This is a genomic window from Pilimelia terevasa (assembly GCF_014647915.1).
Classification (GTDB): Bacteria; Actinomycetota; Actinomycetes; order Mycobacteriales; family Micromonosporaceae; genus Pilimelia; species Pilimelia terevasa.
The window spans coordinates 61532-88502 of the sequence record NZ_BMQC01000015.1 but is presented as its reverse complement, the minus strand read 5'-3'; the positions used below and the strand labels follow the sequence as shown (position 1 = coordinate 88502).

Genomic DNA, 26971 nt, shown 5'->3' with positions numbered 1-26971 from the left:
TACCACCGGCGCCGACGACAACGGTCGCTGGCCCGGTTGACCCCTATCGAGTACGAGACCATCATGACTCCACCGGCCAGTCAGGCCGCCTGACTAGAACTGTCACCAGTTGGTGCAGCAGACCCGCCGGTGGACTATCGGCCCCGGCGAGTACGTGGCCCGGTTGCGCCGGTACCGCGACGAGATCGGCCGCCTGTTGTGGGCGGCGCCGCAGGACTGGATGTGCGAACCGGTCGTCATCGCAGGTGGGCAGGTCGGGCCGGTCCGGTTCGCCGGAACCGGCCTGTCAGTGGCCGAGCATCAGCGGCGCACCGTGGCGAACTTCGCGCAGCTGCGGGAGTTGGCGCCGGACCTGCCGATCATCCCCGTGGTTCAGGGTTGGGAACGCGACGACTACCTACGCTGCGTCGACCTCTACGACCACATGCTCGGCGTCGACCTGAGCACGGCACCCCTGGTCGGGCTCGGGTCAGTCTGCCGCCGCCAGGCAACCGGGGAAGCCGGCCGGATCCTAGCCGCCCTGCACGGGGTCGGGGTGCGGCGGATCCACGGGTTCGGGTTCAAAACTCTGGGCCTGAGCGCCCACGGGCACCTGCTGACCTCCGTGGACTCCCTGGCCTGGTCCTTAGACGCCCGACGCCGGCCCCGACTGCCCGGCTGCACGACACACCGCAACTGCGCCAACTGCCTGCGCTACGCCCTGCGCTGGCGCAGCCGCGTCCTCGCCGCAGCTGCGCCGCACACCCACCAACCGACGCCCCTGAGGAAGGAGGCCGCATGACAGAGCGTCTGGAAATCGGGTCCGGCCCCGAATCAATCCGGGTGGTGAAGAAGGCCCTGGTGGACGGGATCCTGCCCGATACCTACGTGTCCGCCGGTGCGCTGATTCATATGGAGGAGGTGTCCGGGGGGCTGGCGTCGGTGGCGGCGGATGAGGATTCGCCGCTGCCTGTTTCAGCCTCCACGGTCACCCCGCCCGTGTTGGCCGGGCTCCTCGCCCAACACGCCTACGTGTACCGGATGCGGGCGCGTAAGAGCGAGGGCGGCAGCGTCGAAACGTACGAGGAGGAGATGACCCCACCCCGGGAAACGCTGTCGGCTGTGCTGGCGGGGAAGACGTGGCCGGGGGTGGCGCCGCTGCGCGGGGTGATCGGCGCCCCCGTCCTGCGCCGCGACGGCACGCTGTTGCAGACCCCCGGCTACGACCCGGCCACCGGCCTCTACCTGGCCGCGAAAGTCGCGCTGCCGCCGGTGCCGGACCGGCCGACCGTTGAGCAGGTGGCGCAGGCGCGCTCGTTTCTGCTGCGCCGGTTCCTGCGTGACTTCCCCTGGTCCACGCCTGCGGACCGCGCCAACTATGTGGCGTTGTTGGCGACGCCGATCCTGCGGCACTACACCCGCAGCCTGACGCCGTTCGCGGTCATCGACGCGACCATGCCCGCCTCGGGAAAGACGATCCTAACCGCCGGCCCCGGGATGCTCTACGGGCAGCGGGTCTTGCCCTGGACCTACAGCGAGGAGGAGCTACGCAAGTCCATCACCGCCGTGTTGGCCGAGCAGGTCGGGGTGGTCATCTTCGACAACTTGGCCGAAGGCACCGCCATCGACTCGGCGATCCTCGCCCAGCTCGTCACCGGCGGCGTCTGGTCCGACCGGCAACTCGGATCCTCCCGGACGTTGGCCGTGGTGAATGACCGGCTGTGGATGGCCACCGGGAACAACCTGCAAGTCGGTGGGGACATGGCCTCCCGCACCGTCCGCGTCCACCTCGACCCCAACATGCCCCGCCCCGAGGAACGCGACCAGTCCGGGTTCGGGATCCCACACCTTGACCAATGGATCACCGCCCCGGCCAACCAGCTCACCGTGCTGTGGCACGTCCTGGTCCTGGTCCTGGACTGGACCGGCAACGGCGCGCCGAAGGAGATGAACCTATCCATGCGGCAATTCACACCCTGGGCGCAAGCACTCGGCGGGTTCCTGGCCCACCACGGCGTGACCGGGTTCCTCACCAACGCCGACGAAGTCCGCGGCGTGGACGAGGACGAGGTGCGGTGGCGTGCGTTCCTGGCCTGCTGGCACGACCGCCACGGCAACCGCCGCATGACCGCCGCCGAACTACGCGCCGACGGCGAACCCGACTACGGCGCTGGCCGGGAGGTCGACCGGTGGGACGGACAGTTCATCACCCTGCCCAGCGGCCGACTCCCCAACGGCCTCGGACTCGGCCGGCTACTCACCGGGCAGATCGGCCGGTGGCGCGGCCCCTACGTCCTACGCCAAGCCAAGAACGAACGAGGCGACCGTAACGTGTTCTGGGTCGAGAAACCCACCACCGGACCAACCAGCTAGGAGAACCGCGACACGACCAGCAGCAATCCAAATCCGGCTAGGCCGATCACCGAGGCAGCCTCACGCGCAGGGCGGTAGAACATCATCAACGCGGCGATGACCAACAGACTGACACCAGCGGTGAGCAGCACTTTACGTCGCGACCGGTCCTCATAGTCCACAGAGGCGATCCAACCACCCCCACGCCACCCCGGCCGCCGCCACGGTGGGCGGTCAAGAAAACCGCTGAACCATCTCCGCAACTCCGCAACTCCGCAAACCAGCCGTTGACCTGGGAAAACTCTTGCGGAGATAGAACCATCGGCGATCTTCCATCTCCGCAACTCCGCACGATCTTGAACCCGAAACTGCGGAGTTGCGGAGATGGAACATCATCTATCCGTCCATCTCCGCAAGAGTTTCCGCAGGTCACAGCCCTGCGTGCGGAGTTGCGGAGTTGCGGAGTTGTTTCAGCCCGTTCCCACAACGCCGCGCGCCACCGCCCAACCCTCCGCGGCGGCCCGCTCAGAACGGCTGTGCCGGATCCGGTCATCCCAACACACCACCCCACCCACGATCTTGGCTCCACGGCGCTCTCAGCGGCCCACCTAATGGCCCGCTGCCATCAGCACCACCGAACCACGTCCCGACCCCCCGAAGTCCCGAAAGGACCGCACCGTGCGAATCAGACTCCACGGCACCCCCAGCGAAACCGCCGCCACGCTCACCGCTCTGGCCGAAGTCCTCGACGTCCACACCGTCAGTTGCCCCTACCCCGACCGAACAACCTTCACGTGCGCACGCGTCTACATCGAGGCCACTCCCCTACCCACTCAGGAGGACCGATGAGCCGAACCGGGGCCGGCGGCACGCCGCATACCCACCGACCCGCCGCCGCTGCCAAGATTCTCGGCTGTTCGGAATGGTGGCTCAAAGAACAAGCCCGGAAGAGGCGCATCCCCTACGCCTGGATCGGCGGAAGCTACCGGTTCACCGATCATCACCTGACCGAGATCCTAGGAATTTTCGAGCGGCGCCCGACGCCGGCGGTTACCCCGACTAGCTCTGTCCGGGGTTCTAGGTCGCGCCGCCACACGACCGCACCAGTCGTCCAGCTCGTGCCACGCGTCCCTCGACGCGCACAACGCGCGCAGCAACACCTCAACCAAGCAGCCTGAAATAGCCGATCCACGCTGCCCGCGGTGCTCACAGGCAGCGCGGATCGGTCACGAAAGGAACAATGTGGGATACGCGGAAAACCGCGGCGAATACTGGCGTGGCCGCTACAAGATTTGCTCGGGCAAGTATGGCACCGTCACCGATGCCAACGGTAATCCTGCCCGCTTCGCGACGAAACGCGATGCCGTAAAAGCTGCTAACGACGCCGAGGCAGCGGTCCGCGCCGGCAAGTGGAGAGACCCGAACCTCGGCCGGATGACGTTCGGCGACTTCGCTAGCCGCTGGTATGCGGCTCAGGATCTGGCCGCCTCGACCATGCAGAACTATCGCAGGCGCCTGGAGGAACACCTGCTGCCCGCGTTCGGAGAATCCTCGTTGGACGCCATCCTTCCTGGTGACGTACTCGCGTGGGAGCGGAGTGAACGCGCCGCCGGCTACGCCGAATCGAGCCTACGGAGCTGGCGCGCGCTATTGCACTTGATCCTTGCGGATGCGGTAGAGGAGGAACGGATCCCGTCGAACCCGGCGGCGCGGCGCCGCGGACGAGGCAAGCGGACCGGCCGCGCACAGCACCGGGCGCCTGAGAAGGTCATCACCGACGCACTTGGCGTCCTTCTCATCGCGGAGCGCGCCGCGCTGCTGTCCGGCCGAGACGATGAGTTCGTCGCTGTGGTGCTGATGGGGTTTACCGGCATGCGGTGGGGCGAAGTTGTCGGGTTGGAACCGCAGTTCGTACGGCCGGGTGGTGTTCGTGTCGAGTGGCAGCTCTATGAGCTGGATTCCGGCGAGTTTCACCGATGCCCGCCCAAGGATGAATCTCGGCGCACGATTGCCGTACCCGCTTGGCTCGTGACACTCCTGAAGGATCACCTGAGCCGCACTCAACCGAAACCATGTCCTTGTCACCAACTGTCGTACGTGTTCAGTGGGCATCGGGCCGCCAACGGAGTTGCTCAGCAACCGGGGCCGAGGCTTGCGGACGTGGCCCGTCGGGCGGGCGTGTCAGTAGGCACCGCCTCGGCAGTCCTGAACGGTCGAGACTCAGTGGCGGAAGCCACCCGCGCTAGTGTGCAGGCCGCGATAGCCGACCTCGGATATGTGCGTGGGATGGTGCCGGGCAACCTGGCTCCGCACTGGCGCCGCACCGGCTTCGCAACCTGGCTGTTTCAGCCTGCCGCGACGGGCCGCTACCCGCGAAAGGCCCCGCAGGCGGCACGGCCCGTGCCGATCCTGGCGGATCCGTGGCCCGGCGTGCCGGTGCGGGGCCGCAACGCGGCTGACAAGTCGGAGGCGTGTTGGTCACCCATCGCCGCAGGGCTGACGCCGCACGGACTGCGCCACAGCTACAAGACGATGATGATCGAGGTCGGTGCCCCGGCAACGCTGATGGATGAGCAGATGGGCCACGAGGACGGATCGATCGGGGCGCGCTACTCGCACGTCACCCCGGGCATGGTGCGCCTGCTAGACGACGGCCTGACGCGGCTGTGGGAGGCGGCGTTGGAAGAGCGGCGAGCGATGAGCCCTGGCTCGCCCGTGGCCGTGCTCGACCGGCTTCTACGGCCCGATGGGTGACCGTTGGGGAGAGATCGTCTCCCAGAATTCTCCCAAGCCGAGGCTAGACGAGTCAGGGGCCACGTCCCACATCGTGTGGACTTGGCCCCTGACCTGCTGCTTCTTTGGTGGGCGATACTGGGTTTGAACCAGTGACCTCTTCCGTGTCAGGGAAGCGCGCTCCCACTGCGCCAATCGCCCGCGGTACTGCAAGTGCGAGGTGGGGACGGGATTTGAACCCGCGTTCACGGCTTTGCAGGCCGTTGCCTCGCCTCTCGGCCACCCCACCAGGGAGAGGCATCGATACACGAGTAGCCTCGCCGAGCGGACGACGGGACTCGAACCCGCGACCCTCACCTTGGCAAGGTGATGCGCTACCAACTGCGCTACGTCCGCATGTGCGTCGGAGTTCCGCCGAGGCGGTCTTCCGGTTTGCCCCCGGTGTTCCCGGGTGACGGATGAGAACTTTAGCGGAGTCCCCCGGCAGGCGCCAACCCGCCCCCCGTCTGGGCGCGTCGACCCAGGTCACCGCTGGTCGCGGCGGTCGAGCCGCCCAAGTTTCGGGACATTCCGTCCAGCGTCGAGGCGGAGGTGGCGGTGCCCCGGACGGCTTGTAGCGTCGGCGGCGTGCTGACCCGTACCTGGGACGAGGCGATCTCCGCGGCGACGCCGCCGGTCGCCCTGGTCGCCGACCCCGTCGGCGGGTCCCACCTGCTCGTCGCGCGGCACGCGCTCATCCGCGAGGTGCTGGCCGATCCGGTGCGGTTCCGCCCCGACAACGCCCTCGACGCGCTCACGCCGATCCCCGTGGCGGCGCTGCGGGTCCTCGCCCGGTACGGGTTCCGGCTGCCGCCGACCCTGGCCAACAACGGCGGCGCCAGCCATCCGGCGATCCGGGCGGTGACGGCCGAGGCGCTGCACCCGGACCGGGTGGCGGCCGCCCGGCCGTGGCTGGCCGAGGTGGTCGACGGGCGGGTGGCGGCGCTGCGGGCGCGGCTGGCGTCCGGCGCCGAGGTGGACCTGTACGCCGATCTGGCCGCCGACCTGCCGCTGCTGGTGCTGGCGCGGCTGATCGCGCTGCCCTCGTCCGAGGTCGAGGTGGTCAAGGAGTTCTCCCGGGCCGCGCTGGAGCTGTTCTGGGCGCCGCTGGACGGCGACCGGCAGGTGGCGCTGGCGGAGGTCGTGGGGCGCTACCACCGGGTGCTGCGGGGGTTCGCGGCGACCGGCAGGGGCATGGTGGGGCGGATCCGCGAACTGACCGGGGACGTCGACGTGGCGGTGGGGGCGCTGTTCTTCCTGCTGGTGGCCGGCCAGGAGACGACCTCGCAGTTCCTGACGCTGCTCCTGCACCGGCTGGCCGGGGAGCCGGCGGTCCTCGCGGGGATCGGCGCCGGGACGGTGTCGGTGGAGGCGGTCGTCGAGGAGGGCCTGCGGCTCGTACCGCCGATCACGACCTGGCGACGGGTGGCCGGCCGGGACACGACGCTGGGCGGGACGGCGGTGCCGGCGGGTACCTCGGTGGTGCTGTGGCTGGCGGCGGCGGGACAGGACGCCGACGTGGTGGCGCAGCCGGCGGCGTTCCGGCCGGGCCAGCGCGGGTCGCGCCGGCACCTGGCGTTCGGGGCGGGCGCGCACCGGTGCGTGGGCGCGCAGTTGGCGCGGATGGAGGCGGGCGTCGTGGTGGCCCGGGCGGCCGGGCTCCTCGCGGAGGCGGCGGTCCGCCGGGGGCCGTGGTGCCCGGACAACCTGTCCTTCCGGATGCCGGACGCCTTCGTGGTCGCCGGGCCGTGACCGACGTTAGGCGCCGTCCTGCGCCCACGCCCGCCAGTCGTCGAGCGTGCCGTACAGCGCGGGGGTGAGCCAGGCCGGCGCGGACCGGGCGAAGACACCGGGATCGATCGCCCCCGCCCCCTCGGGCAGCACGCCGACGAGGTTCTGGGGGATCAGCTCGCTGAGGTTCGTCCAGTGGACCAGCTCCGGCGCGCCCGGCCAGGAGCCCACCACGACGCCCGCGGTCACGCCCCGGCGGTCGAGCGCCTCGCGGGTCAGGGCGGTGTGGTTCAGCGTGCCGAGGCCGGCCCGGGCGACGACGACGGCGCGGGCGTCGAGGGTGACGGCCAGGTCGGCGAGCGTCCAGGTCTGGCCGGAGGGGCGCAGTCCCATCGGTACGAGCAGGCCCCCGGCCCCCTCCACGAGCGTCAGGTCGTGCGCGGCGGCGATGTCCCGCAGCGCGTCCACGGCCGCGTACAGCTCCAGCGGGGGCAGGTCGGCGACCTTGGCCGCCGCCAGCGGGGCGAGCGGGTCGGGGTAGCTGGCCAGCGTGCGGACGGTGGCGGGGGCGGCCAGCCGGGCGACGGTCTCGGCGTCGCCGGGGACGCCGTCGGCGGTACCGGCCTCGGCCGGCTTGACGACCGCGACCCGCAGGCCGGCCGCGCCCGCCGCCGCGGCGACCGCGGCCGTGACCACCGTCTTGCCGACGCCGGTGTCGGTGCCGGTGACGACGACCGTGCCCCGCCACTCGGCGGTCACGGCGCCGCCGCCACGATGGTGTCCAGCGCGGCCCGGAAGTCCTCGGCCGGCACCCCGACGTTGATCGTGATGCGCAGCCGGGAGGCGTGGTCCGGTGTGGACGGGGGCCGGAACGCGCCGACCGCCACGCCCTTGTCCAGGCAGGCGAGCGCCCAGGCGATGGCCTCGTCGGCGCCGGGGGCGTGCACCGCGACCACGCCGCCGTCGGGTTCGGCGACGGTCAGGCCGGCCGCCCGCAGGACGGTGACGGCCAGCGCCGCCCGCCGCCGCAGTTCGGCGCGCAGGTCGTCACCGGCGACGGTGCGCGCCAGCGCGGCGCGCACGCCGGCCGCGACGGCCGGGGGCGGGGCGGTGTCGTAGACGAAGGTGCGGCCGGTGTCGAGCAGGTGCTGGCGGAGCGCGGCGGGGCCGGCGATGACGCCGCCCGCGCCGCCGAGGGCCTTGGACAGCGTGCCGGTCAGGACGACGTCGGGCGCGCCGCCGAGGCCGGCCGCCGCGGCTCCCCCGGCGCCTGCGGGGCCGATGACGCCGAGGGCGTGCGCCTCGTCGACGAGCAGGAGGGCGCCGCGCGCGCGGGTCACCTCGTGCAGCCGCGCCAGCGGGGCGAGGTCGCCGGCCACCGAGAAGATCGATTCGGTGACGACGACGGCGGGGCGGCCGGAGTGGGCGGCGAGGGCCGCGTCGACCGCGGCGGGGTCGGCGTGGCCGACGGTGACGGTCTCCGCGCCGGCCAGGCGGCAGCCGTCGTGGATCGAGGCGTGGTTGTGGCTGTCGTTGACCAGCAGGGTGCGCGGGCCGCTGAGGGCGCGGATGGCGCCGAGGTTGGCCAGGTACCCGGAGGAGTAGGCGAGGGCGAAGTCGGCGCCGAGCCAGTCGGCGAGCGCGTCCTCCAGGCCGGCGTGGGCGTCGGTGGAGCCGCGGATGATCCGGGAGCCGGTGGCGCCGAGGCCGTACCCGTCCAGGGCCGCGTGCGCGGCGGCGACGACGTCGGGGTGGCGGGCGAGGCCGAGGTAGTCGTTGCCCGCCAGGTCGACGGCGTCGTCGGCGGGCGGGCGCGGGCGCAGGGTGCGGGCGAGGCCGGCGCGGCCCCGCAGTTGGGCACGCCGGTCCAGGGTGCGGAGCCAGGCGTGCGGGTCGGGCGGGCGGACGTCCATGATCTGCAACCCCTGTCGGTGGCGGCGGCCCCGCGGGCCGCTTGTAGGGTACGACCCATGTCCCAGATCCTCGACCGCGCCCGCGGGCAGGTGTTGGACTCCGGTACCGGCCTCGACGAGGCCGGTGTGCTGGAGATTCTGCGCCTGCCGGACGAGCTGCTGCCCGCCGCCCTCCAGCTCGCCCACGACGTGCGGATGCGCTGGTGCGGCCCGGAGGTCGAGGTCGAGGGCATCGTCTCGCTGAAGACGGGCGGCTGCCCCGAGGACTGCCACTTCTGCTCCCAGTCAGGACTTTTCGCCTCCCCGGTGCGGGCGGTGTGGCTGGACATCCCGTCGCTGGTGAAGGCGGCGAAGCAGACGGCCGCGACCGGCGCGACGGAGTTCTGCATCGTGGCGGCCGTGCGGGGGCCGGACGCGCGGCTGATGAAGCAGCTACGCGCCGGGGTCGAGGCGATCCGCGCCGAGGTCGACATCCAGGTGGCCGCGAGCCTGGGGATGCTGACCCAGGAGCAGGTCGACGACATGGTCGACATGGGCATCCACCGGTACAACCACAACTTGGAGACGGCGAAGTCGTACTTCCCGAACGTGGTCACCACCCACTCGTGGGAGGAGCGGTGGGACACGCTGCGGATGGTGCGGGAGTCCGGCATGGAGGTCTGCTGCGGCGGCATCCTGGGGCTGGGCGAGACGCTGGAGCAGCGGGCGGAGTTCGCCGGCCAGCTCGCGCTCCTCCAGCCGCACGAGGTGCCGCTGAACTTCCTCAACCCGCGGCCGGGCACCCCGATGGGCGACCGCGAGGTCGTCGACCCGAAGGACGCGCTGCGGGCGATCGCGGCCTTCCGGCTGGCGCTGCCGCACACGATCCTGCGGTACGCGGGCGGCCGGGAGATCACCCTCGGGGACCTCGGTACCCGCGAGGGCCTGCTGGGCGGGATCAACGCCGTGATCGTCGGCAACTACCTGACGACGCTGGGGCGCCCGGCGACCGCGGACCTGGATCTGCTGGTGGACCTGAGCATGCCGGTCAAGGCGCTGTCGGCGACGCTCTAGCGGGGATGCGGATGCCAGCGGGGAAGCCGGTGACGTCGACCTGGTGCGAGCGGTGCGGCGAGGCGCTGCCGGCCGGCGGGCACGCGGCCTGCGCGGCGGCCCGGCCGCTGGAGCCGCCGCGGTACTGCCGGTGGTGCCGCCGCCGGATGAAGGTGCAGGTGCTGCCGGCGGGCTGGTCGGCGACCTGCGTGGAGCACGGGCGGCTCGACGGCGCCCCCTGAGCGGGCCGCGGCGGGACACGCCCGTGCCGCTCGGCGGACTCCCGCCGCCGAGGCCGCGCCTTTGGTCTGAATGTGCGGTTGGCCGAACGCACCCCACCGTCGCGGCCGGCCATCCGGCGGGATCCCCGACCGGGGGCGCGGCGGCGGCGCGGGGCCGTCGGGTGCCGCGCGGCCGCGACGGGGTCCGGCCTCCCGCCGGACTCGCCCGCGTCTGACGGCTAATGCGAGAATCACGGACAGTAACCTTGTTGGCGGTTTGTCAGATTTCGTCCGGGGACGCATCGTTGGTCGGTTCGCCTGTCCGTTAAGCGGCGTACCAAAGGAAAGCGTCCGTCGTTGAACCCTCGTCGGGTGGGGTGGAACGCCCGGGGCGGCGCGTACCGTTCGCGCCGGGGTGAGTTGCGCAACGCCCGATTAGCTACCTAGAGTGACGCCGTCGGGTGCGGACGTGAGGGGCGTAAGGTCCTACCGCTGGGGTACCCCGGGCGTCCGCACCGACAACCTCGTGCGCCCCGCGGCACCGGTCCGCCGCGGGCACCCGCCGACCTGCCGAGGCCGCGCCCGGCCGGCGACCACATACCCGCGCCGCCCTTGCGGGACGCACCCGCCGGTGCCCCGGTGCAGGGGGCGCCGGCGGGTGCGCGTCCGTCCTGTCGGACATGCACGCGGAGGGTCAGGTGAGCCGGCGCAGCAGCGTGCTGACCCGGCCGGCGTCGAAGCGGCGGGCCGAGAAGTGCGCGCCCACCCACTCGCGCAGCTCGGCGTGGCGGGGGTGTCCCGGGTCCGCGATGGCCGCGCGGAACTCCGCGTACCCCGACGGCCCGCCCACCTCCTCCGGCGGGCACACCCCGGCGCCGTCGGCGCACAGCGGGTACCGCTCGCCGGGCGCCGCCTGGAGGACGTCCTCCACGAGGACCTCGTGCTCCCACCAGTCGCCGAAGTCGTAGGTGTACCCGAACCGGTCTCCCTTGCCGACGACGCCGTCGAGCCGGTGGTCCAGTTCGTCGCGGAGCTGGAGCAGGTCGTCGGGGTCCGGCGGGCCGTACTGCTCGCCGTCGATGTCGAACGAGTGCAGGTGGCAGTTCTGCCAGCCGACGGCGTACTGGAGGACGCGGTGCACCCGGTCCAGGGTGTAGCCGCCCGGCACCAGCAGTCGGCGCCACACCGGGGGCGTCGTACCGGCCAGGGAGACCTTCAGTTGCAGGATTCGTCGCGGCATGGTGCCCAACCCTTACCCATCGCCCCCGCTCCTGCCTAGGCTTTGCCCATGATCTGTCGGGCGTGTCGCACGGATCGGCACGACGAGTGCCGGGGCGGAAGCTGGTGCGACTGCCAGCACCGGCCGCCGGAGCCCACCCCGCCGGCCACCGGGGCGCCCGGTGACTGAGCCGGTCGCCGGGCGCGGGCCGGCGACCGCCGCGCCGATCGTCCGGCTCTGGCCCGGCCCCGACGCCGCGCCGCTGGGCGACGACGCCCTGGCCGACGCCTACGCCGAGCCGGCCGGCCCGCACCTGCGGGTGAACTTCGTGTCCAGCCTCGACGGCGCCGTCGAGGTCGGCGGGTACTCGGCGCCGCTGTCCGGCCCCGCCGACAAGCGGGTGTTCGGCACGCTGCGGATGCGCGGCGACGCGCTGCTGGTGGGTGCGGGCACGCTGCGCGCCGAGGCGTACCGCGCGCTCCGGCTGGACGCCCGGCGCCGGGCCTGGCGCGAGGCGCGGGGGCGGCCGCCGTACCCCACGCTCGTCGTCGTCTCCCGCGCGCTGGACCTGGATCCGGGGCAGGCGGCGTTCGCCGACGCGCCGGTCCGGCCGCTCGTGCTGACCTGTGCCGCCGCGCCGCCCGACCGGCAGGCGGCGCTGGCGGCGGTCGCGGACGTGCTGCACTGCGGCGAGCGGGACGTCGACCTGGCCGCGGGCCTGGCCGCGCTGCGCGGGCGGGGACTGGGCCGGGTGCTGTGCGAGGGCGGGCCGCGGCTGTTCGGGGCCCTGACCGCGGCGGACCTGGTGGACGAGCTGTGCCTGAGCGTCGCCCCCCTGCTGGCGGGGCCGGGGGCCGGCCGGATCACCGCCGGCCCGCCGGCCGCGCCGCGGGGGCTGCGGCTGCGCCAGGTCCTCGCCGCCGGGGACCTGCTCCTGCTCCGGCACGGCCGCTGACCCCGCCACCGCGGCGCCGCCACCGCCCGCGGACCGCTTCGACCGCCGCCGGGTTCACGGCAGCAGCAGGCAGGAGTCGCCGAACTCGTGCCACAGGTAGCCGGCCGCGAACGCCGCGTCGTAGACCCGTTGCGTCAGGGTCGGCCCGGCGACCGCCTCGACCAGCAGCAGGTGCGACGCCTCGGGGTTGTGCAGGCCGCTGACCAGGCCGGTCACGACGCGGACCGGGCGGTCGGGGCCGATCACCAGCTCCGTCCAGCCGGCGGCGGCGCGGACGGTCCCGTCGGCGTCGGCGGCCGACTCCAGCGCCCGGGTGACGGTGGTGCCGACGGCGACCACCCGGCCGCCCGCCGCCCGCGTCGCGTTGACCAGCCGGGCCGTGGCCGGGGGCACCGTGAACCGCTCGGGCTGCGGCGCCTCGCCCGCGTCCTGCGAGGAGACGCCGGTGTGCAGGGTGACCGGCGCCAGGACCACGCCCGCGGCGACGAGGCGGGCCACGAGCGGCGCGCTGAACGGCCGTCCGGCGCTGGGCATCTCGGCGCTGCCCGGCGTCTCGGCGAACACCGTCTGGTACGCCGCGAGCGGCCACCGGGCGCTCAGGTACCCGTAGGCGACCGGCCGGCCGTACCGGGCCAGGTGGGCCGCCAGCGGGCCGTCGGCGTGCGCCCGCCACAGGCGGGTGCCGGCCCCGGTCGGCGAGCTTCCCGCCCGGGGGTACGGCTCCCGCAGGCGCAGCCGGACGCCCGCCCCGCGGGCACCGGTCCCCCGCCGGCCGGCGGCGCGGGCGGCCGGGTCGGCGGGTGCGGGCAGCGTGACCACGGTGCCCGTCGGTGCGTGCAGGACCGGCGCCGCGGCCGCGGGGGCGGTCCGCAGCTCGACCACCCACTCGCCCGCGCCGAGCGGCGCGGCGACGTGGACGACCACCGGGCCGGCGGCGGTGTGCCCGTCGGCCTCCGCCGCCACGGTCGCCGAGTTGTTCACCACCACCAGGTCGCCGGGGCGCAGGTGGGCGGTGAGCTGGTCGAACGTCGTGTGGTGCAGGCCCGCGGCGCTGCCCACGAGCAGCCGCACGCCGTCGCGGGCCAGGCCGCGGTGCTCCGGCGGCGCGGCGGCCGTGCGGTCGCCGGGGTCGGCGAAGGTGGTCGTCGGGGCGTGGGCCAGCGCGGTCACGCCGGCACCGCCGCGGCGAGGTCGGCGGCCCGGTAGCGCCCGCTGGCCGGCGCCTCGTCGAGCAGCCGCAGGAGGGCGGGTACGACGGACGCCGGCAGCGGCCGGTCGCTGATGTCCGCGCCGGGGAACGCCGCCTGGTGCATCGCCGTCCGCATGTCGCCGGGGTCGACCGCGTACCAGCGCACGCCGGGGTTCTCGGCGGCCAGGGTGGCGGTGAGGTGGTCCAGGGCCGCCTTGCTGGCGCCGTAGGCACCCCAGTGCGGGTAGTGGGCGACGGCGGCGTCGGAGGAGATGTTGACCACGACGCCGCCCGGGCGGGGCAGGGCCGCCCGGATCAGGGCCAGCGGGGCGGTGACGTTGACCTCCAGTACCGCGGCCAGGTCCGCCGCGTCGAGGTCGCGCAGGGCGGGCAGCGGGGTCGGGCCGAGGCTGCTGGCGTTGTTGACCAGCAGGTCCAGGCCCCCGGCGGCGGTTGCCGCGGCGGCGAGGTCGGCCCGGTGGGCCGGGTCGGCGACGTCGCCGGGCACGGCGGTGACGGCGGCGCGGTCGGCGAGCGCCGCCGCCACCGCGGCCAGGGGACCGGGCCGGCGGCCGTCGAGGATCAGGGTCCAGCGTTGGTCGGCGAGGGCGGCGGCGAGGGCGCGGCCGAGTCCGGCGGAGGCGCCGGTGACGAGTGCGACGGGCATCGGGATTCCTCTCGTTCGTGGTGGAGCCCAGTCTCGAAGTTGAAGCGAGGTTGAGGTCAAGGGTCGGTGGCGGCGGGCGTGGCGACGGTCACGTCCGACGGCTCCGGCCGCGCTGCCGTCCGCCCCGCCGGGCGGCCGTCCGCGCTGGTCGCGGGCGTACCGGCGAGGCGGTCGGCGGCGATGTCGGTGCGGTACGGCACCATGGGGGCGTGGATGACGCGACCGGGGTGCCGGAGCCCGCGGCGCCGAGGCCGGCCGCCGCGGGCGCCGCCGCGGCCGGCGAACCGGCGGCCGGTGACCGGGCGGCCACGGCCGGTGAGCCGGTGGGCCGGGTGCTCGGCACCGCGGACGCCACGCCCCTGACCTTCTGGACGGCCGTGGCCCCGGACGGGTACCTCCAGCTCGACGACGTGGTCACCACCACCCGCGCGCTGCCCGGCCGCGACCCGGTGTCGATCGCCGGGGTGGTGACCGCCGTGCGCGCGCGGCACGAGGGGGCGCAGTTCGACTCGGACGTGTTCGCCATCGCCGAGGGCATGTTGCCGGCCCAGGTGCAGGAGGCCGCCGAGGTCACCACGACCCGGATCGACCCGGAGGTGTACGTGCCACCGCGCCCGGGGGCGCCCGTGCACCGGGCCACCGGCGCGGCCCGCGACGCGGCGCTGCACTTCGACCGGATGAGCCGGGCCGTACCCATCGGCTGCGGCCGCGACGGGCAGCCGACGTACCTGAACGCGGACTTCCTGGACGGCCAGCGCGGCGCCCACGTCTCCATCTCCGGCATCTCGGGCGTGGCGACGAAGACGAGCTTCGCGACGTTCCTGCTGTACTCGGTCTTCCGCTCCGGCGTGCTGGGCGCCGACGGGGTGAACGCCAAGGCGTTGATCTTCAACGTCAAGGGCGAGGACCTGCTGTTCCTCGACCACCCGAACACCCGGCTCACCCCGGAGACCGTCCAGGCGTACACCCGGCTCGGGCTGCCGGCGGGGCCGTTCCCGGACGTGCGGGTGTACGCGCCGCCGCGGGCGGACTCCTCCGGCACCCCGGACGTCACCAGCCGCACCAGCGGCGTGGACAGCTTCTACTGGACGCTGGCGGAGTTCTGCGCCAAACGGCTGCTGCCGTACGTGTTCGCCGACGCCGACGACGAACGGCAGCAGTACACGATGGTCGTGCACGCGGTGACGGCCCAGCTCGCGCGGCTGGCAGTGCCCGCCGAGGGCGGGATCAGCCTGGACGGGGTCCGCATCGGCGCGTACGAGGCGCTGGTGGACCACCTGGTGGACCAGCTCTCCGACGAGGACACCCGCGCGTCGTGGACGGGTTCGGCGGTGTCGCTGGGCACCGTCAACGCCTTCGCCCGGCGGCTGATCGCCAGCAAGCGGGACCTGGGCCGGCTGATCCGCGGCGACCTGGCCACCCGCCGGCCACACGAGATCAACACCACCGAGGGCGCGCAGGTGACCGTGGTCGACCTGCACAACCTGCCGGACCGGGCGCAGCGGTTCGTGGTCGGCGTGACGCTGAAGACGGAGTTCGAGCGCAAGGAGAAGGCGGGCACGGCCAAGCCGCTGCTGTTCGTGGTGCTCGACGAGCTGAACAAGTACGCCCCCCGCGACGGCTCCTCCCCGATCAAGGAGGTGCTGCTCGACATCGCCGAGCGCGGCCGGTCGATGGGCGTGATCCTGGTCGGGGCGCAGCAGACGGCCAGCGAGGTGGAGCGGCGGATCGTCACCAACTCGGCGGTCCGGGTCGTCGGCCGGCTGGACCCGGCGGAGGCGTCCCGCCCGGAGTACGGCTTCCTGCCGCCGACCGCCCGGCAGCGGGTGCTGCTGGCGCGGCCGGGGACGATGTTCGTCAACCAGCCCGACATCCCGGTGCCGCTGTGCCTGGAGTTCCCGTTCCCGGCGTGGGCGACCCGGCACGCCGAGGCCGGCCCTCCCCCGGCGGCGACCCTGCGCTCGATCACCCAGCGCACCGACCCGTTCGCGGTGGTGGGCAGCGGCGCGACGGCGGTCGGCGACGACGAGATCCCGTTCTGATGCGGATCCTGCACACCTCCGACTGGCACGTCGGCAAGGTCCTCAAGGGGCAGCAGCGGCACGCCGAGCACATCGCCGTCCTGGCCGAGGTCGTCGCCGTCGCCCGCGAGCGGCGGCCCGACCTGGTGATCGTGGCGGGCGACCTGTACGACACGGCGGCCCCCACGCCGGACGCCACGCGCGTGGTGACCCGGGCGCTGACGGCGCTGCGGGCCACCGGCGCGCAGGTGGTGGCCATCGGCGGCAACCACGACAACGGCGCGGCGCTGGACGCCCTGCGGCCGTGGGCGGACGCCGCCGGGATCACCCTGCGGGGCACGGTCCGCGACGACCCCGCCGCGCACGTCGTCACCGGCGTCACCGACGGCGGGGAGGCGTGGCGGGTGGTGGCGCTGCCGTTCCTGTCCCGGCGGTACGCGGTGCGGGCCACCGAGATGTACGCGCTGACGGCCGCCGAGGCGCAGCAGACGTACGCCGACCACGTCGGCCAGCTGGTCGCCGCCCTGGCCGACGACTCCCCCGACACCGTGCACCTGGTGACCGCGCACCTGACGGTGGTGGGGGCGACGATGGGCGGCGGCGAGCGCGAGGCGCACTGCGTGCTGGGGTACGCGGTACCGGCGTCGGTCTTCCCGGCGAGCACCCACTACGTGGCGCTGGGGCACCTGCACCGGGCGCAGCGGGTCAACGGCCCCTGCCCGGTGCGGTACTCGGGCAGCCCGCTGGCGGTGGACTTCGGCGAGGAGGAGAACACGCCGTCGGTGTCGGTCGTGGACGTGACCGCCACGACGCCGGCCAGGGTCACCGAGGTGCCGATCACCGCGGCGGTGCCGCTGCGGACCGTCCGCGGGACGCTGGCCGAACTGGCCGCCGTGGAGGCGGGCGGGGCGTGGCTGCGGGTGGTGGTCCGGGAGGCGCCCCGGGCCGGCCTGCGCGAACAGGTGCAGGAGCTGCTGCCGCGGGCGCTGGAGATCCGCGTCGACCCGGAGCTGCTGCCGGCCCCCGACGCGGCGGCCCGGCCGTCGCGGGTCGGGCGCTCGCCCGCGGAGCTGTTCGCCGACTACCTCACCGCCCGCGGGCACGCCGACGACGACGGGGTGCGCGAGCTGTTCGACCAGTTGCACGACGAGGTGTCGCGGTGAGGCCGCTGCGGCTGGACCTGGCCGGGTTCACCGTGTTCCGCGACGAGACGACCGTCGACTTCACCGACGCCGACTTCTTCGCCCTGGTGGGGCCGACCGGCTCCGGCAAGTCCACCGTCCTCGACGCGGTGTGCTTCGCGCTGTACGGCACCGTGCCGCGCTGGGGGGACCGGCGGGCGGTCGGCAACGCGCTGGCGCCGTCGGCGACCGAGGCGCGGGTGCGGCTGTGCTTCGAGTCCGCCGGCAGCCGGTACGTGGCCAGCCGGGTGGTGCGGCGCGACGGCAAGGGCCGGGTGACGACCGCCCACGCCGGGTTGGAGCTGCTGCCGCCCGGGTTCGACCTGCGCCGCCTCGACGAGGGGCTGTCGCCGCAGGACCTCGGCGAGGTGCTGGCCGGTACGCCGGGCGAGATGGACGCGGCGGTGCTGGCGGCGGTCGGGCTGCCGTACGAGCAGTTCACCCGGTGCGTGGTCCTGCCGCAGGGGGCGTTCGCGGAGTTTCTGCACGCCCGGCCCGCCGCGCGCCAGGAGATGCTGGTGTCGCTGCTGGGCCTGGAGGTGTACGAGCAGATCCGGGTCCAGGCCGCCGGGCGCGCCGCCGAGTCCGAGGCCCGGCTCGGGGCGGTCGACCAGGTGCTGGCCGGGACGACCGCCGTGGACGACGCCACGCTCGCCGCCGCGCAGGGGCGGGTGGCCGACACCGCCGCGCTGCTGGCGACCGTGGACGCGACGCTCCCCCGGCTCGCCGCGGCGCAGCGCGGGGTCACCGACGCCCGGGCGGCGCTGGCCGCCGTCGACCGGGAGGTGGCGCTGCTGGCGGCGGTACGGGCGCCGGCCGACGCGGTGGCGCTGACCGGGGCGCTGGCGGCGGCCGACGCCGCGGCGGCCGACGCCGACGCCGCCGTGGCCGCGGCGGAGGCCGACGAGGAGGCGGCGCGCGCGGCGCTGGCCGCCCACGGCGACGAGGCCGCCCTGCGCCGGCTGCTGGACACCCACGCCGAGGAGGATGCCGCCACCCACCAGCGCGACGCGACGGAGGTCGAGCTGGCCGCCGCCGAGGCCGCGCAGGCGGCCGCCGACCGCGCGCTGGCCGCCGCGCGCGCCGCGGCGGCGGGGGCCGCGGCGGCGCTGGAGGACGCCCGGGAGGGCTACCAGCGCGCACAGTCCGCGGACCGGGCCACCGCGCTGCGCCGGGGGCTGGCGGCCGGCGACGACTGCCCGGTGTGCGCCCAGCCGGTCGCGGTCGTCCCGGACCTGCCGGCCGGCTCGGCCGTGGCCGCCGCCGAGGCCGCCGGCAAGCGCGCGCGCACCGCCGCGGACGAGGCCGACGCCGACGCCGCGGCCGCCGACCGTGCCGCCCGCAGCGCGGGTGAGCGGACCGCCCGGCTGCGCGCCGCCCGCGACCAGCGCCGCGAGGACCTCGACCGGATCGCCGAACGCCTCGCGCGCAGCCCCGGTCCAGCGCAGCTCCGCGCCGCGCTGGAGCGGCTGGCCGCCGGGCAGCGGCACCTGGCCGAGGCCGGCACCCGGGTCCGGCAGGCGCGCGCCGACCTGCGCCGGGCGCGGGCGGCCGCCGACGCGGCGCAGGGCCGCGTCGGCGGCGCGTGGCAGGCGTTCGACGCCGCGCGCGACGCCGTGGCCGCCTGCGGCCCCCCGCCGGCCGACCGGGGCGACCTGGCCGCGGCCTGGGCGGGCCTGGCCGGCTGGGCGCGGGCCGCCGGCGCCGCGCGGGAGGCCGACCGGCCCGCCGCGCAGGCGGCGGTGTCGGCCGCCGACGACGACGCCCGCGCGGTGGTCGACGCGCTGGCGGCGGCGTTCGTCGCCGCCGAGGTGGACCTCGACGACGACCCGGCCCGGGCGGCGGCGGTCGCGGCGGAGCGGGCGCGGGCGGAGCTGGACCGGCTCGGCGCGACGCGCGCCCAGACCGCCGCGCTGCACGCCCAGCGGGCGGCGCACGCCGACGCCGCCCAGGTCGCCAAATCCCTGGCCAACCACCTGCGGGCCAACAACTTCGAGCGGTGGCTGCTCGCCGAGGCGCTGGACGTCCTGGTCGACGGCGCGTCGGCGATCCTGCGGGAGCTGACCGGCGGGCAGTACGCCCTCGCCCACGACAAGGGCGAGTTCCACGTCGTCGACCAGTACGACGCCGGGCTGCGCCGGGCCGTCCGCACGCTGTCCGGCGGCGAGACGTTCCAGGCCTCGCTCGCGCTCGCGCTGGCGCTCTCGGCGCAGCTCGCCGGCCTGTCCACGACCGCGGCCAGCCTGGAGTCGATCATCCTGGACGAGGGTTTCGGCACCCTGGACGCCGCGACGCTGGACACCGTCGCCGCGACGCTGGAGGCGCTGGCCGCCCGCGGCGACCGGATGGTCGGCGTCGTCACCCACGTGGCGGGGCTGGCCGCGCGGGTGCCGGTGCGGTTCGAGGTGCACAAGGACGCCCGGTCGGCCCGGGTCACGCGGACGGGGCTGGCCGGGTGAGCTGGTTCGTCGACCCGTGGAACCCCAGCCACGGGGCGAGCTTCGAGGCCGGCACCGGACCGGACTCCCGCAGCAGCGCCGACGTGGACCTCGACGTGGAGCTGCCGACCGGGGCGTGGAACGCCCGGCGGGCGCCCGGCGACGTGCGGGCCGCCGGGGCCGTCCTGCTCGTGGACGGGGTGCGCCGGATCGACGCGACGGTGTGGACGGCGGAGCCCGACGGCGGTTCGCTGCCCGGCCTGGCGGCGTCGTACGCGGCGGGGATCGTGCGCTGCGACCTGCGCGGCGGTACCGCCGACCTGGTGGCCGGCGAGGTGCGCCGCGGGGTGTTCACCGCCAGCCCCACCGCCGGTGACCTGGTGACCCGGCACGCCACGTACACCCGGCACCGGGTGCAGCGGGGCGAGCTGGAGCAGTTGCCGGCGGCGGTCCAGGGTCCGCTGACCGCCCTGGAGGTCGCCGTCACCGGCGCCGCCGCCGACGCGGACCTCGTCGTCGTCGACGGCAAGCTCGGCGGCCGGGAGGCCGCGGCGACCACGATCGGGTACATCAAGACCCAGCACCGGATGTACCTGCCGCCGGCCCAGGCCGCCCTCGTCGCGCGGCTGGCGGCCGGCGAGCGCACGCCGGTGTTCCGCATCGGCGACCGGTGGCCGAGCCTGAGCTGGTACCTGCGGCTGCCCGGGCCGCGCGGCGGGCCGTGGGCCGGCGTCGTCCGGGTGGAGTGCGCCGCCGCGCTGCCCCTGCCGGAGGCGGTCCGGCTCGCCGACCTGTCGCAGGTCACGCTGCCGCTGCTGGCCTCGCAGGCGTACAAGGACCCCCGCGCGCCGCAGAACCTGACCCCCATCGCCGGGCTGGAGCGGCGGCTGCGGCGGCTGCTCGGCGACGGGCGCCTGCTGCACCGCGCGATGTCCCTGGCGGCCGGCTGACCGGCGCCGCCGGCCGGCCGACCGGAGGGCGGCGCCGCACCGCCGGGCTGGCACACTCGCGCGGGTGACGACCGACGGGCACACCCTGCTCCTGCTGCACGGGATGGGCGGCAACGCCGCCGTCTGGAGCGGCTGGCGGCCGCTGCTGGACGAGCGGTGGCCGGGGCCGTGGCGGGCCGTCGACCTGCCCGGGCACGGCGCCGCGCCGCCGCTGGCCCGGTACACGTTCGACGCGCTGGCCGCGGCGGTGGCCGCTGAGCTGGACCCCGGGCCGCGGTACGCGGTGATCGGGCACTCCCTCGGCGGCGTGGTCGGGCTGGCGCTGGCCGCCGGCACCCACGGCGTGGCCGTCGGCGCGGTGGTCGGGGTGGGCGTCAAGGTGGCGTGGTCGGCCGAGGAGCTGACGCGGGCCGCGGCGCTGGCCGCCCGGCCGGCCTGGTCCTGCGACGAGCGGGCGGAGGCCGCCCGGCGGTTCCTGCGCGTCGCTGGCCTGGAGGGCCTGGTCGACGCCGACCACCCGGCGGTCGGCGCCGGGATCCGCAAGGCCGGCGGCCGCTGGCGGCTGGCGATGGACCCGGCGGCGTACGGCGTCGGCGCCCCCGACATGGCCGCCCTGCTGGCCGCGTGCCCGGTGCCGGTGCTCCTCGCCCGCGGCGCCGCGGACCCGATGGTCGACACCGCGCAGCTCGCCGCCCTCGGCCGGCCCCCGGCGGTACTGGACGATCTCGGACACAGCGCCCACGTCGAGTCGCCGGGCCGGACCCTGGCCCTGCTGGCGCCCCTGCTGGCGCCGCCGGGTGGCACAGTGTCGGGGTGATCATCCGCACCCTCGCGGTACCGGCCGGGTACCGGCTGGACGTGTCGCTGGGCGGCCTGCCGTTCGGCCGGCACGACCCGTGCGCGCGGTGGGTCGCCGGGACGTTCTGGTGGGCCGCCCGCACGCCGGCCGGCCCGGGGACGCTCGCCCTGCGCCAGGACGCCGGCGCGGTCGCCGCCACGGCGTACGGGCCGGGGGCGCCCTGGCTGCGGGAGCGCGCCGACGCGGTGGCCGGGCTGCGCGACGACGTGACCGGCTTCGCCGACGTGGCCGCCGGCCACCCGCTGGTGCGGGGCCTGGCCCGCCGGTACGCCGCGCTGCGCCTGCCCGCCACCGGGCTGGTCTTCCCGCGGCTGCTGCGGGCGGTCCTCGAACAGAAGGTCACCGGCAAGGAGGCGTACCTGGCGTACGCGGCGACGGTCCGGCACTTCGGGGCGCCCGCGCCCGGTCCCCAGCCGCTGCTGCTGCCGCCGGACCCCGCGGCCGTCGCGGCGGAGCCCTACTGGACGTTCCACCGGTTCGGGGTCGAGCAGCGGCGGGCGACGACGCTGCTGCGCGCCGCGGCGCTCGCCGACCGGCTCCAGTCCGCCGGCCCGGCCGACGCCGCGCGGCGGCTGCGCGCCGTGCCCGGGATCGGCCCGTGGACGGTCGCCGAGGTCCGGCACACCGTCTACGGCGACGCCGACGCGGTCAGCGTGGGCGACTACCACCTGAAGAACATCGTGGCGTACGCGCTGGCCGGGGAGCCGCGGGCCACCGACGACCGGATGCTGGAGCTGCTGGCCCCGTTCGCCGGGCACCGCGGCCGGGTGTGCGCGCTGCTGCTGCGCGCCGGGCACGGCGCTCCCCGGTGGGGGCCGCGGCAGCCGGTCCGCTCGTTCGCCCGCTTCTGACCCGGACGGCGCGGGCGGGGCCGCGGGTCAGCCGGGCGGCAGGATGTCGCGCAGGTCGAAGGAGACCGGCTGGTCGAGCTGCGCGTACGTGCACGAGCGCGGCGTGCGCTCGGGCCGCCACCGGACGAACTGCGTCGTGTGCCGGAACCGCGGACCCTCCAGGTAGTCGTAGCGCACCTCGACCACCCGCTCCGGGCGCAGCGGCGTGAAGGACAGGTCCTTGCCGGCGTTCCACCGGCTCGTCTCGTTGCGGCGCGGGGTGCGCTCGCCGCGGGCGTGGGCGGCCCAGTTCCACGGGTGCGCGTCCAGCGCGGTGACCAGCGGGCGCAGCTCGTCGTACAGGGACTTGCGGACCGCCATCGGAAACGCCCCCACCACCCCCACGCTGTGCAGGGTGTCGCCGTCGTACAGCCCCAGCAGCAGCGACCCCACGGCGTCGTCGGCGGACTTGTGCACCCGGTACCCGGCCAGCACGCAGTCCGCCGTCCGGGTGTGCTTGATCTTGGCCATGACCCGCTTGTCGGGCTGGTACGGCAGGTCGGGGGACTTGGCGATCAACCCGTCCAGGCCAGCGCCCTCGAACTGCGCGAACCACCGCCGCGCCTCGGCCGCGTCCCGGGTCAGCGGCGTCACGTACACCGGCGGGCCGGCCGCGGCCAGCGCCTGCTCCAGCCGCTGGCGGCGCTGGGCGAACGGCAGCGGCGTGAGGTCGGCGTCGCCGACGGCGAGCAGGTCGAACGCGACGAAGCTCGCCGGGGTCTGCCCGGCCAGCAGCCGCACCCGGCTGTCGGCCGGGTGGATGCGCTGCTGGAGGGCCTCGAAGTCGAGCCGGTTGCGCGCGGTGTCGGCGATGACGATCTCGCCGTCGATCACCGCGCGGGGCGGGAAGTGCGCCCGGACGGCGTCGACCACCTCCGGGAAGTACCGGGTCATCGGCTTCTCGTTGCGGCTGCCGATCTGCACGTCGTCGCCGTCCCGGAAGATGATCGACCGGAAGCCGTCCCACTTGGGTTCGTAGCACTGCCCCGGCGGGATGTCGGCGACGGGCTTGGCGAGCATCGGCCTGACCGGCGGGCGTACGGGAAGGTCCACGGCGTCATTCTCCGCGCCGGCCGGCGTCCCCCGGGGACGAAGCGGCGGCCAGTCCCTCGGCGAGGCGCTGGATCTCGCGCAGCCGCTGCTTGATCTCCTCCTGCTCCTCGTGCCGGAAGGCGTCGGCGTCGACGATGAGCTTGCTGGCGAAGTGGGCGGTGATCAGGGGGATGACCAGCAGCACCATGCCGGAGATCAGGATGCCGGCGAGGATCCGCCCGCCGATCGTGGTGGGGTAGGTGTCGCCGTAGCCGACGGTGCTCGCGGTCACCACCGACCACCACAGCGCGTCGCCGAGGTTCTTGTCCTCCAGCAGGCTGTACGCCGTCGCGCTGACCGCCAGGACCACGAGGTAGAAGACGAGCAGGGTGCCGGGCGCGTTGGCGATCCAGACCAGGCCGCGGTACACCAGGTGCACCGGCCGCAGTATGCCCCACATGCCCCGACGCTAGTACGCCGCGCTGCGCCGGAGGCCCGTTTCGCCTGCCGGGGCCGCCCGTCGCGGCAGGCCGGCGGCACTAGCCTGGATCGGTGACCTACGAGACGCGCGTACGCATCGAGGCGCCGCCGGAGCGGATCTGGGCGGTCCTCGCCGACGTGGCCGCGTGGCCGCGGTGGACCGCCTCCATGCGCGAGGTGACGCCGCTGTCCGGGGCGGCGCTCGCCGCCGGGGCGCGGGTGCGGATCCGCCAGCCGCGCCTGCCGGCCGCCGAGTGGGAGGTCACCCGGTGGGCGCCCGGGCGCGGCTTCACCTGGGTGTCCCGGAACCCGGGCCTGACCGTGACGGCCGACCACCTGCTCGACCCCGCGCCGGACGGGGCGACCACCCTGACCCTGGCGCTGCGGCACCGCGGCCCGCTCGCCCCGGTACTGCGCCTGCTCACCGGCGCGCTGACCCGGCGGTACCTGGCGCTGGAGGCGGCCGGGCTGCGCCGCGCGGCCGAACAGGGGCCGGGCTGAGCCGCGGCCGGGCCGGCGGCGCCCAAGCCTAGGGAGTTCATGGATGCTGGGGCGGCGGTGCGCCGCGCAGGCTGGGCCGCATGACAACTCTGCCGAGACCGGCGTCGCGCCGACTGGCGTGGTGCGCCGCCGCCGCCCTCGTACCCTCGATCATCGCCTCCCCCGCCTCCGCCGCCCCCCGGGCGGCCGGCTGGGTGTCGGTCAGCCTGCCCGCCATCGACGGCCTGTGCGCCACCTCGGGGAGCGCCCGCGTACAGGTGGCCAGCAGCACCGAGGTCCGGCTGCTGACTCCGGGCTTCACCACCAGCAACGGGCAGTCCGTCGCGTGCGAGGCGACCATCGAGTTCCGGATGCAGGCGCACAAGCGCCTCGTCCTGCGGGAACTGCACCCCGCCGCCGAGGTCATCGTCTCCGGCAAGGCCGGGGCGATCACCAACGCGGCGGTGCGGACGCCCTCGGGCGCGGAGGTCGGGACTGGCAACGTGACGTGGCAGGGCGACATCCACCAGGTCTGGGGACCGCCGGTCGACGGCCGCGGGACCGAACTGGCGCCCTGCGGCGGGCGGGGGCGGTTCACGCTGACCACCGAGCTGCAGACGTGGATCCCGACCGGCCAGCCCGGCAACGCGATGCTCAACTCGGGCACCAGCGCCACCCTCGCCCCGTCGGTGGTGATCGACGCACCCGACTGCTGACCGCCCGGTCGGCCGCGCCCGCGGCGCGGATCGCGCAGGGAGTCAGCCGCCGCCGAGGGCCGCCGGCCACTGGTGGGTGGCGCCCTCCTCCGCCGCGATCCGCGCCCGGGCCGCGGCGTCGGCGTGCGTACACAGCACCACCGTCGCCCCCACCGACAGCGGCGCGAGCAGCCAGCGCACCGGCTGCTCGTTGGCCGGGTCGTCGACGTCGACCAAAACCCGGTCGCCGCGCCCCAGCCCGGCGAGGTCGGCGACGGCTCGGGCCAGGCTCCCCCACTCCTGGTGCGACGTGCCGTCCGGGCTGGCCGGCGCGCCCGCGGCGAACACGGGCCGGGGCGCGGCCGCGGCGTCCAGCCCGCGCACGGCGGTCTCGAAGTCCCAGAAGCCCGCCGGCACCTCGCCCGCGGGCCCGCCCAGCCCGACGACGAAGCGGTGCCGACCGGGCGGCACCTCCTCCAGCCAGCTCCGCAGCCGCGCCCCGGAGACGAACACGGCGTCGGCGTGGGCGGGTCGCCCCAGGCCGGCGGTGGCCCACGGCCGGTACTCGACCGCCGCGCCCGCCGCCCAGCACCCCAGCAGGATCGCCGCGCTCCGCCAGTGCGGCGGCAGCAGGACCGCGCACCGGCCGCCCGGCCCGACCCCGCAGTCGTCGCGGAGCAGGACGGCGGTGCGGGCCGCCTGGGCAGCCAGCGCCGCGGCGGTCACGTCCACCCGCTCGCCGCTGGCGTGGTCCAGGAAGGTCAGGAACGGGACCGGTGACAACTCCGGCGCGCGGTCCAGGAACGCGGCGACGTCCGCGGTGCCGCTGCGCGGCGCTTCGTCCATGGCTCCCCATGCTAGGCGGGGGGGCCGTCGGGGTCAGCCGGTCACGTGGACCCCCGCGTTAGCCCTTCCCGCGAGCAGGGAATCGACCCAGGTGCGGTACGTGCGGGGGTCGCCGTTGTAGCCCAACTTCCGGCCGACCTCGCGCCCGTTGCGCAGGGCGAGCAGGCTCGGGTACCCCTTGATCTGGAAACGGCTGTTCAACTCCGGCGAGGCGTCGCCGTTCACCTGTCCGAGCAGCCACCGGCCGGCGTCGTCCTTGGCGAACTTCTGCATGTGCGGCCTCAGTTCCTTGCACGCGCTGCACCAGGGCGCGCCGAATTCGAGGACGACCAGCCTCCTGCCCGACTCCCTCAGCACCTCCTCGATGTTCCCGGTGGTCACCGGGATCTCGATGTTGGGGTCCGCCGGCATGGCGGGCGGGTAGTCGCCGTTCTTCACGTCCTGGATCCAGCGCCACAGTTTCGTCCACTCCTTGGAGCCGCCGGCGTACCCGGTGAACCGCGGCACGACGGCGCTCTGCTCCTTACCGTTGCGCAGGACGACCAGGGTGGGCAGCGTGGTCACATTGAGCCTGGCGTGCAGCTCCGGGTAGGCGTCCCTGTCGACGCTGCCGACCATCCAGGCGCCGCCGTCCTGCTGCACGATCCCGTGCAGGTCCTTGGCGATCTCCTTGCAGCCCAGACACAGCTCGGCCCCGAAGTCGAGGACCACCGGCTTCTCGGCCGAGTACTGGGCCACCTGGTCCCAGTTCGCGGCGGTGACGTCCACTTCGAGCGGCGGACCTGCGGAGACTGTCGCAGGGCTCGCGGACACGGGCGCGGCGGCAGCGGCCGCGCCGCCGCACAGCATCGCGCCGACGACAACGCCCGACAGGGCCGCCCTCACCACGCGCGTCATCCCGGAAAACTCCATGAAGATCCCTTTCTCGTGCGCACTTCTTCAGGCGAACCACAAATTCCCCGGACAGACCCACGGGCCGGAAACGATGTCCGGTCAGCTCGCCCCCACAGCACGACAGAAGCGCGACAGGCTCATCGACGTTTATTCGGGACCACTAAACAGCTACCTG

26 protein-coding genes and 3 tRNA genes are annotated in these 26971 nt (G+C 75.0%); 15 read left to right on the top strand and 14 right to left on the bottom strand.

Annotated features, from left to right (window positions below; translation table 11 throughout):
- Positions 1-112 precede the first annotated feature (112 nt).
- Together IEY75_RS17560 and IEY75_RS17555 are read left to right on the top strand one after the other, a co-directional pair.
- Positions 113-781 carry a deazapurine DNA modification protein DpdA family protein gene (locus tag IEY75_RS17560; RefSeq protein ID WP_229789841.1) on the top strand — a complete coding sequence of 223 codons (669 nt, stop codon included), beginning with the start codon at positions 113-115 and terminating at the stop codon, positions 779-781.
- Positions 778-2352: a hypothetical protein gene (locus tag IEY75_RS17555; protein ID WP_189115455.1), complete on the top strand. Its 1575-nt coding sequence runs from the start codon at positions 778-780 to the stop codon at positions 2350-2352. The genes IEY75_RS17560 and IEY75_RS17555 overlap by 4 nt, the downstream gene beginning before the upstream one ends.
- Here IEY75_RS17555 and IEY75_RS17550 read toward each other — a convergent pair.
- Positions 2349-2513: a hypothetical protein gene (locus IEY75_RS17550; protein WP_189115454.1), complete on the bottom strand. Its 165-nt coding sequence runs from the start codon at positions 2511-2513 to the stop codon at positions 2349-2351. The genes IEY75_RS17555 and IEY75_RS17550 overlap by 4 nt on opposite strands.
- Before the next feature lie 1060 nt (positions 2514-3573).
- On the opposite strand from IEY75_RS17550, the gene IEY75_RS17545 reads away from it, so the two are divergent.
- Entirely contained in the window at positions 3574-5085 is a 1512-nt protein-coding gene (locus IEY75_RS17545) for a tyrosine-type recombinase/integrase (protein WP_189115453.1), read from the top strand.
- Between the two features lie 105 nt (positions 5086-5190).
- On the opposite strand, the gene IEY75_RS17540 is transcribed toward IEY75_RS17545, so the two are convergent.
- The 3 genes from IEY75_RS17540 to IEY75_RS17530 all read right to left on the bottom strand — a co-directional run bounded on the left by IEY75_RS17540 (position 5191) and on the right by IEY75_RS17530 (position 5460).
- Positions 5191-5265: transfer RNA gene (locus IEY75_RS17540), tRNA-Val, on the bottom strand.
- A gap of 17 nt (positions 5266-5282) precedes the next feature.
- Positions 5283-5353, bottom strand: a tRNA-Cys gene (locus IEY75_RS17535).
- Between the two features lie 34 nt (positions 5354-5387).
- Positions 5388-5460 (bottom strand) — tRNA-Gly (locus IEY75_RS17530).
- Positions 5461-5691: 231 nt separating this feature from the next.
- Here IEY75_RS17530 and IEY75_RS17525 point away from each other — a divergent pair.
- Positions 5692-6855, top strand: a complete 1164-nt coding sequence (locus tag IEY75_RS17525; protein WP_189115452.1) for a cytochrome P450 — start codon at positions 5692-5694, stop codon at positions 6853-6855.
- Positions 6856-6861: 6 nt separating this feature from the next.
- Here IEY75_RS17525 and bioD read toward each other — a convergent pair whose 3' ends face one another.
- Positions 6862-7593, bottom strand: coding sequence for a dethiobiotin synthase (bioD, locus tag IEY75_RS17520; RefSeq protein WP_189115451.1), 732 nt, complete (start codon positions 7591-7593; stop codon positions 6862-6864).
- The gene (locus IEY75_RS17515) at positions 7590-8747 is read right to left on the bottom strand and encodes an 8-amino-7-oxononanoate synthase (protein WP_189115471.1); all 1158 of its coding nucleotides are present in this window, start codon (positions 8745-8747) and stop codon (positions 7590-7592) included. Before IEY75_RS17515 ends, bioD begins: the two co-directional genes overlap by 4 nt.
- A gap of 57 nt (positions 8748-8804) precedes the next feature.
- Between IEY75_RS17515 and bioB the strand changes: the two genes are divergently transcribed.
- On the top strand, positions 8805-9800 hold the full coding sequence (gene bioB, locus IEY75_RS17510; RefSeq protein ID WP_189115450.1) for a biotin synthase BioB: 996 nt from the start codon (positions 8805-8807) through the stop codon (positions 9798-9800).
- A gap of 5 nt (positions 9801-9805) precedes the next feature.
- Positions 9806-10021 carry a biotin synthase auxiliary protein BsaP gene (bsaP, locus tag IEY75_RS17505; protein WP_189115449.1) on the top strand — a complete coding sequence of 72 codons (216 nt, stop codon included), beginning with the start codon at positions 9806-9808 and terminating at the stop codon, positions 10019-10021.
- 673 nt (positions 10022-10694) lie between these two features.
- Here the strand turns inward: bsaP and IEY75_RS17500 are convergent.
- Positions 10695-11240, bottom strand: coding sequence for a plasmid pRiA4b ORF-3 family protein (locus IEY75_RS17500; protein ID WP_189115448.1), 546 nt, complete (start codon positions 11238-11240; stop codon positions 10695-10697).
- Positions 11241-11400: 160 nt separating this feature from the next.
- On the opposite strand from IEY75_RS17500, the gene IEY75_RS17495 reads away from it, so the two are divergent.
- Positions 11401-12174 (top strand): pyrimidine reductase family protein, encoded by a 774-nt coding sequence (locus tag IEY75_RS17495; RefSeq protein WP_189115447.1) that lies wholly within the window; start codon positions 11401-11403, stop codon positions 12172-12174.
- 54 nt (positions 12175-12228) lie between these two features.
- Here the strand turns inward: IEY75_RS17495 and IEY75_RS17490 are convergent, their stop codons facing one another.
- The 3 genes from IEY75_RS17490 to IEY75_RS17480 are packed head-to-tail and all read right to left on the bottom strand — an operon-like array spanning position 12229 to position 14233.
- The gene (locus IEY75_RS17490) at positions 12229-13344 is read right to left on the bottom strand and encodes an S-adenosylmethionine:tRNA ribosyltransferase-isomerase (protein WP_229789838.1); all 1116 of its coding nucleotides are present in this window, start codon (positions 13342-13344) and stop codon (positions 12229-12231) included.
- On the bottom strand, positions 13341-14030 hold the full coding sequence (locus IEY75_RS17485; RefSeq protein ID WP_189115446.1) for an SDR family NAD(P)-dependent oxidoreductase: 690 nt from the start codon (positions 14028-14030) through the stop codon (positions 13341-13343). The genes IEY75_RS17490 and IEY75_RS17485 overlap by 4 nt, the downstream gene beginning before the upstream one ends.
- 56 nt (positions 14031-14086) lie before the next feature.
- Positions 14087-14233 (bottom strand): hypothetical protein, encoded by a 147-nt coding sequence (locus tag IEY75_RS17480; RefSeq protein WP_189115445.1) that lies wholly within the window; start codon positions 14231-14233, stop codon positions 14087-14089.
- 120 nt (positions 14234-14353) lie between these two features.
- On the opposite strand from IEY75_RS17480, the gene IEY75_RS17475 reads away from it, so the two are divergent.
- The 6 genes from IEY75_RS17475 to IEY75_RS17450 all read left to right on the top strand — a co-directional run bounded on the left by IEY75_RS17475 (position 14354) and on the right by IEY75_RS17450 (position 22330).
- Positions 14354-16072, top strand: coding sequence for an ATP-binding protein (locus IEY75_RS17475; RefSeq protein ID WP_229789840.1), 1719 nt, complete (start codon positions 14354-14356; stop codon positions 16070-16072).
- Positions 16072-17214 (top strand): exonuclease SbcCD subunit D, encoded by a 1143-nt coding sequence (locus tag IEY75_RS17470; protein ID WP_189115443.1) that lies wholly within the window; start codon positions 16072-16074, stop codon positions 17212-17214. Before IEY75_RS17475 ends, IEY75_RS17470 begins: the two co-directional genes overlap by 1 nt.
- Positions 17211-19691 (top strand): AAA family ATPase, encoded by a 2481-nt coding sequence (locus IEY75_RS17465; RefSeq protein ID WP_189115442.1) that lies wholly within the window; start codon positions 17211-17213, stop codon positions 19689-19691. The genes IEY75_RS17470 and IEY75_RS17465 overlap by 4 nt, the downstream gene beginning before the upstream one ends.
- Positions 19688-20620: a hypothetical protein gene (locus IEY75_RS17460; protein WP_189115441.1), complete on the top strand. Its 933-nt coding sequence runs from the start codon at positions 19688-19690 to the stop codon at positions 20618-20620. The genes IEY75_RS17465 and IEY75_RS17460 overlap by 4 nt, the downstream gene beginning before the upstream one ends.
- 64 nt (positions 20621-20684) lie before the next feature.
- The gene (locus IEY75_RS17455; RefSeq protein WP_229789837.1) at positions 20685-21437 is read left to right on the top strand and encodes an alpha/beta fold hydrolase; all 753 of its coding nucleotides are present in this window, start codon (positions 20685-20687) and stop codon (positions 21435-21437) included.
- A complete protein-coding gene (locus IEY75_RS17450) occupies positions 21434-22330 on the top strand; it encodes a DNA-3-methyladenine glycosylase family protein (RefSeq protein WP_189115440.1) in 897 nt (298 codons plus the stop codon). Before IEY75_RS17455 ends, IEY75_RS17450 begins: the two co-directional genes overlap by 4 nt.
- Before the next feature lie 27 nt (positions 22331-22357).
- Here the strand turns inward: IEY75_RS17450 and IEY75_RS17445 are convergent, their stop codons facing one another.
- Both IEY75_RS17445 and IEY75_RS17440 read right to left on the bottom strand, forming a co-directional pair.
- Positions 22358-23422, bottom strand: a complete 1065-nt coding sequence (locus tag IEY75_RS17445) for an ATP-dependent DNA ligase (protein WP_189115439.1) — start codon at positions 23420-23422, stop codon at positions 22358-22360.
- 4 nt (positions 23423-23426) lie between these two features.
- The gene (locus IEY75_RS17440; RefSeq protein ID WP_189115438.1) at positions 23427-23861 is read right to left on the bottom strand and encodes a potassium channel family protein; all 435 of its coding nucleotides are present in this window, start codon (positions 23859-23861) and stop codon (positions 23427-23429) included.
- 92 nt (positions 23862-23953) lie between these two features.
- Here IEY75_RS17440 and IEY75_RS17435 point away from each other — a divergent pair, with 92 nt between their 5' ends.
- Together IEY75_RS17435 and IEY75_RS17430 are read left to right on the top strand one after the other, a co-directional pair.
- Positions 23954-24382, top strand: a complete 429-nt coding sequence (locus tag IEY75_RS17435) for an SRPBCC family protein (RefSeq protein ID WP_189115437.1) — start codon at positions 23954-23956, stop codon at positions 24380-24382.
- An 80-nt stretch (positions 24383-24462) separates the two neighbouring features.
- A complete protein-coding gene (locus IEY75_RS17430) occupies positions 24463-25077 on the top strand; it encodes a hypothetical protein (protein ID WP_189115436.1) in 615 nt (204 codons plus the stop codon).
- 42 nt (positions 25078-25119) lie between these two features.
- On the opposite strand, the gene IEY75_RS17425 is transcribed toward IEY75_RS17430, so the two are convergent.
- Both IEY75_RS17425 and IEY75_RS17420 read right to left on the bottom strand, forming a co-directional pair.
- The gene (locus IEY75_RS17425; protein WP_189115435.1) at positions 25120-25902 is read right to left on the bottom strand and encodes a TIGR03089 family protein; all 783 of its coding nucleotides are present in this window, start codon (positions 25900-25902) and stop codon (positions 25120-25122) included.
- A 33-nt stretch (positions 25903-25935) separates the two neighbouring features.
- Positions 25936-26799 (bottom strand): thioredoxin family protein, encoded by an 864-nt coding sequence (locus IEY75_RS17420; protein WP_189115434.1) that lies wholly within the window; start codon positions 26797-26799, stop codon positions 25936-25938.
- Positions 26800-26971 lie beyond the last annotated feature (172 nt).

What these genes read in the sequence shown, in the direction of transcription:
- bsaP (WP_189115449.1), top strand. Translation starts at nt 9,806, where the DNA reads ATGCGGATGCCAGCGGGGAAGCCGGTGACGTCGACCTGGTGCGAGCGG.
- IEY75_RS17425 (WP_189115435.1), bottom strand. Translation starts at nt 25,902, where the DNA reads ATGGACGAAGCGCCGCGCAGCGGCACCGCGGACGTCGCCGCGTTCCTG.
- IEY75_RS17485 (WP_189115446.1), bottom strand. Translation starts at nt 14,030, where the DNA reads ATGCCCGTCGCACTCGTCACCGGCGCCTCCGCCGGACTCGGCCGCGCC.
- IEY75_RS17440 (WP_189115438.1), bottom strand. Translation starts at nt 23,861, where the DNA reads ATGTGGGGCATACTGCGGCCGGTGCACCTGGTGTACCGCGGCCTGGTC.
- IEY75_RS17470 (WP_189115443.1), top strand. Translation starts at nt 16,072, where the DNA reads ATGCGGATCCTGCACACCTCCGACTGGCACGTCGGCAAGGTCCTCAAG.
- IEY75_RS17430 (WP_189115436.1), top strand. Translation starts at nt 24,463, where the DNA reads ATGACAACTCTGCCGAGACCGGCGTCGCGCCGACTGGCGTGGTGCGCC.
- IEY75_RS17480 (WP_189115445.1), bottom strand. Translation starts at nt 14,233, where the DNA reads ATGGTGCCGTACCGCACCGACATCGCCGCCGACCGCCTCGCCGGTACG.
- IEY75_RS17500 (WP_189115448.1), bottom strand. Translation starts at nt 11,240, where the DNA reads ATGCCGCGACGAATCCTGCAACTGAAGGTCTCCCTGGCCGGTACGACG.
- IEY75_RS17420 (WP_189115434.1), bottom strand. Translation starts at nt 26,799, where the DNA reads ATGACGCGCGTGGTGAGGGCGGCCCTGTCGGGCGTTGTCGTCGGCGCG.
- IEY75_RS17515 (WP_189115471.1), bottom strand. Translation starts at nt 8,747, where the DNA reads ATGGACGTCCGCCCGCCCGACCCGCACGCCTGGCTCCGCACCCTGGAC.
- IEY75_RS17555 (WP_189115455.1), top strand. Translation starts at nt 778, where the DNA reads ATGACAGAGCGTCTGGAAATCGGGTCCGGCCCCGAATCAATCCGGGTG.
- bioB (WP_189115450.1), top strand. Translation starts at nt 8,805, where the DNA reads ATGTCCCAGATCCTCGACCGCGCCCGCGGGCAGGTGTTGGACTCCGGT.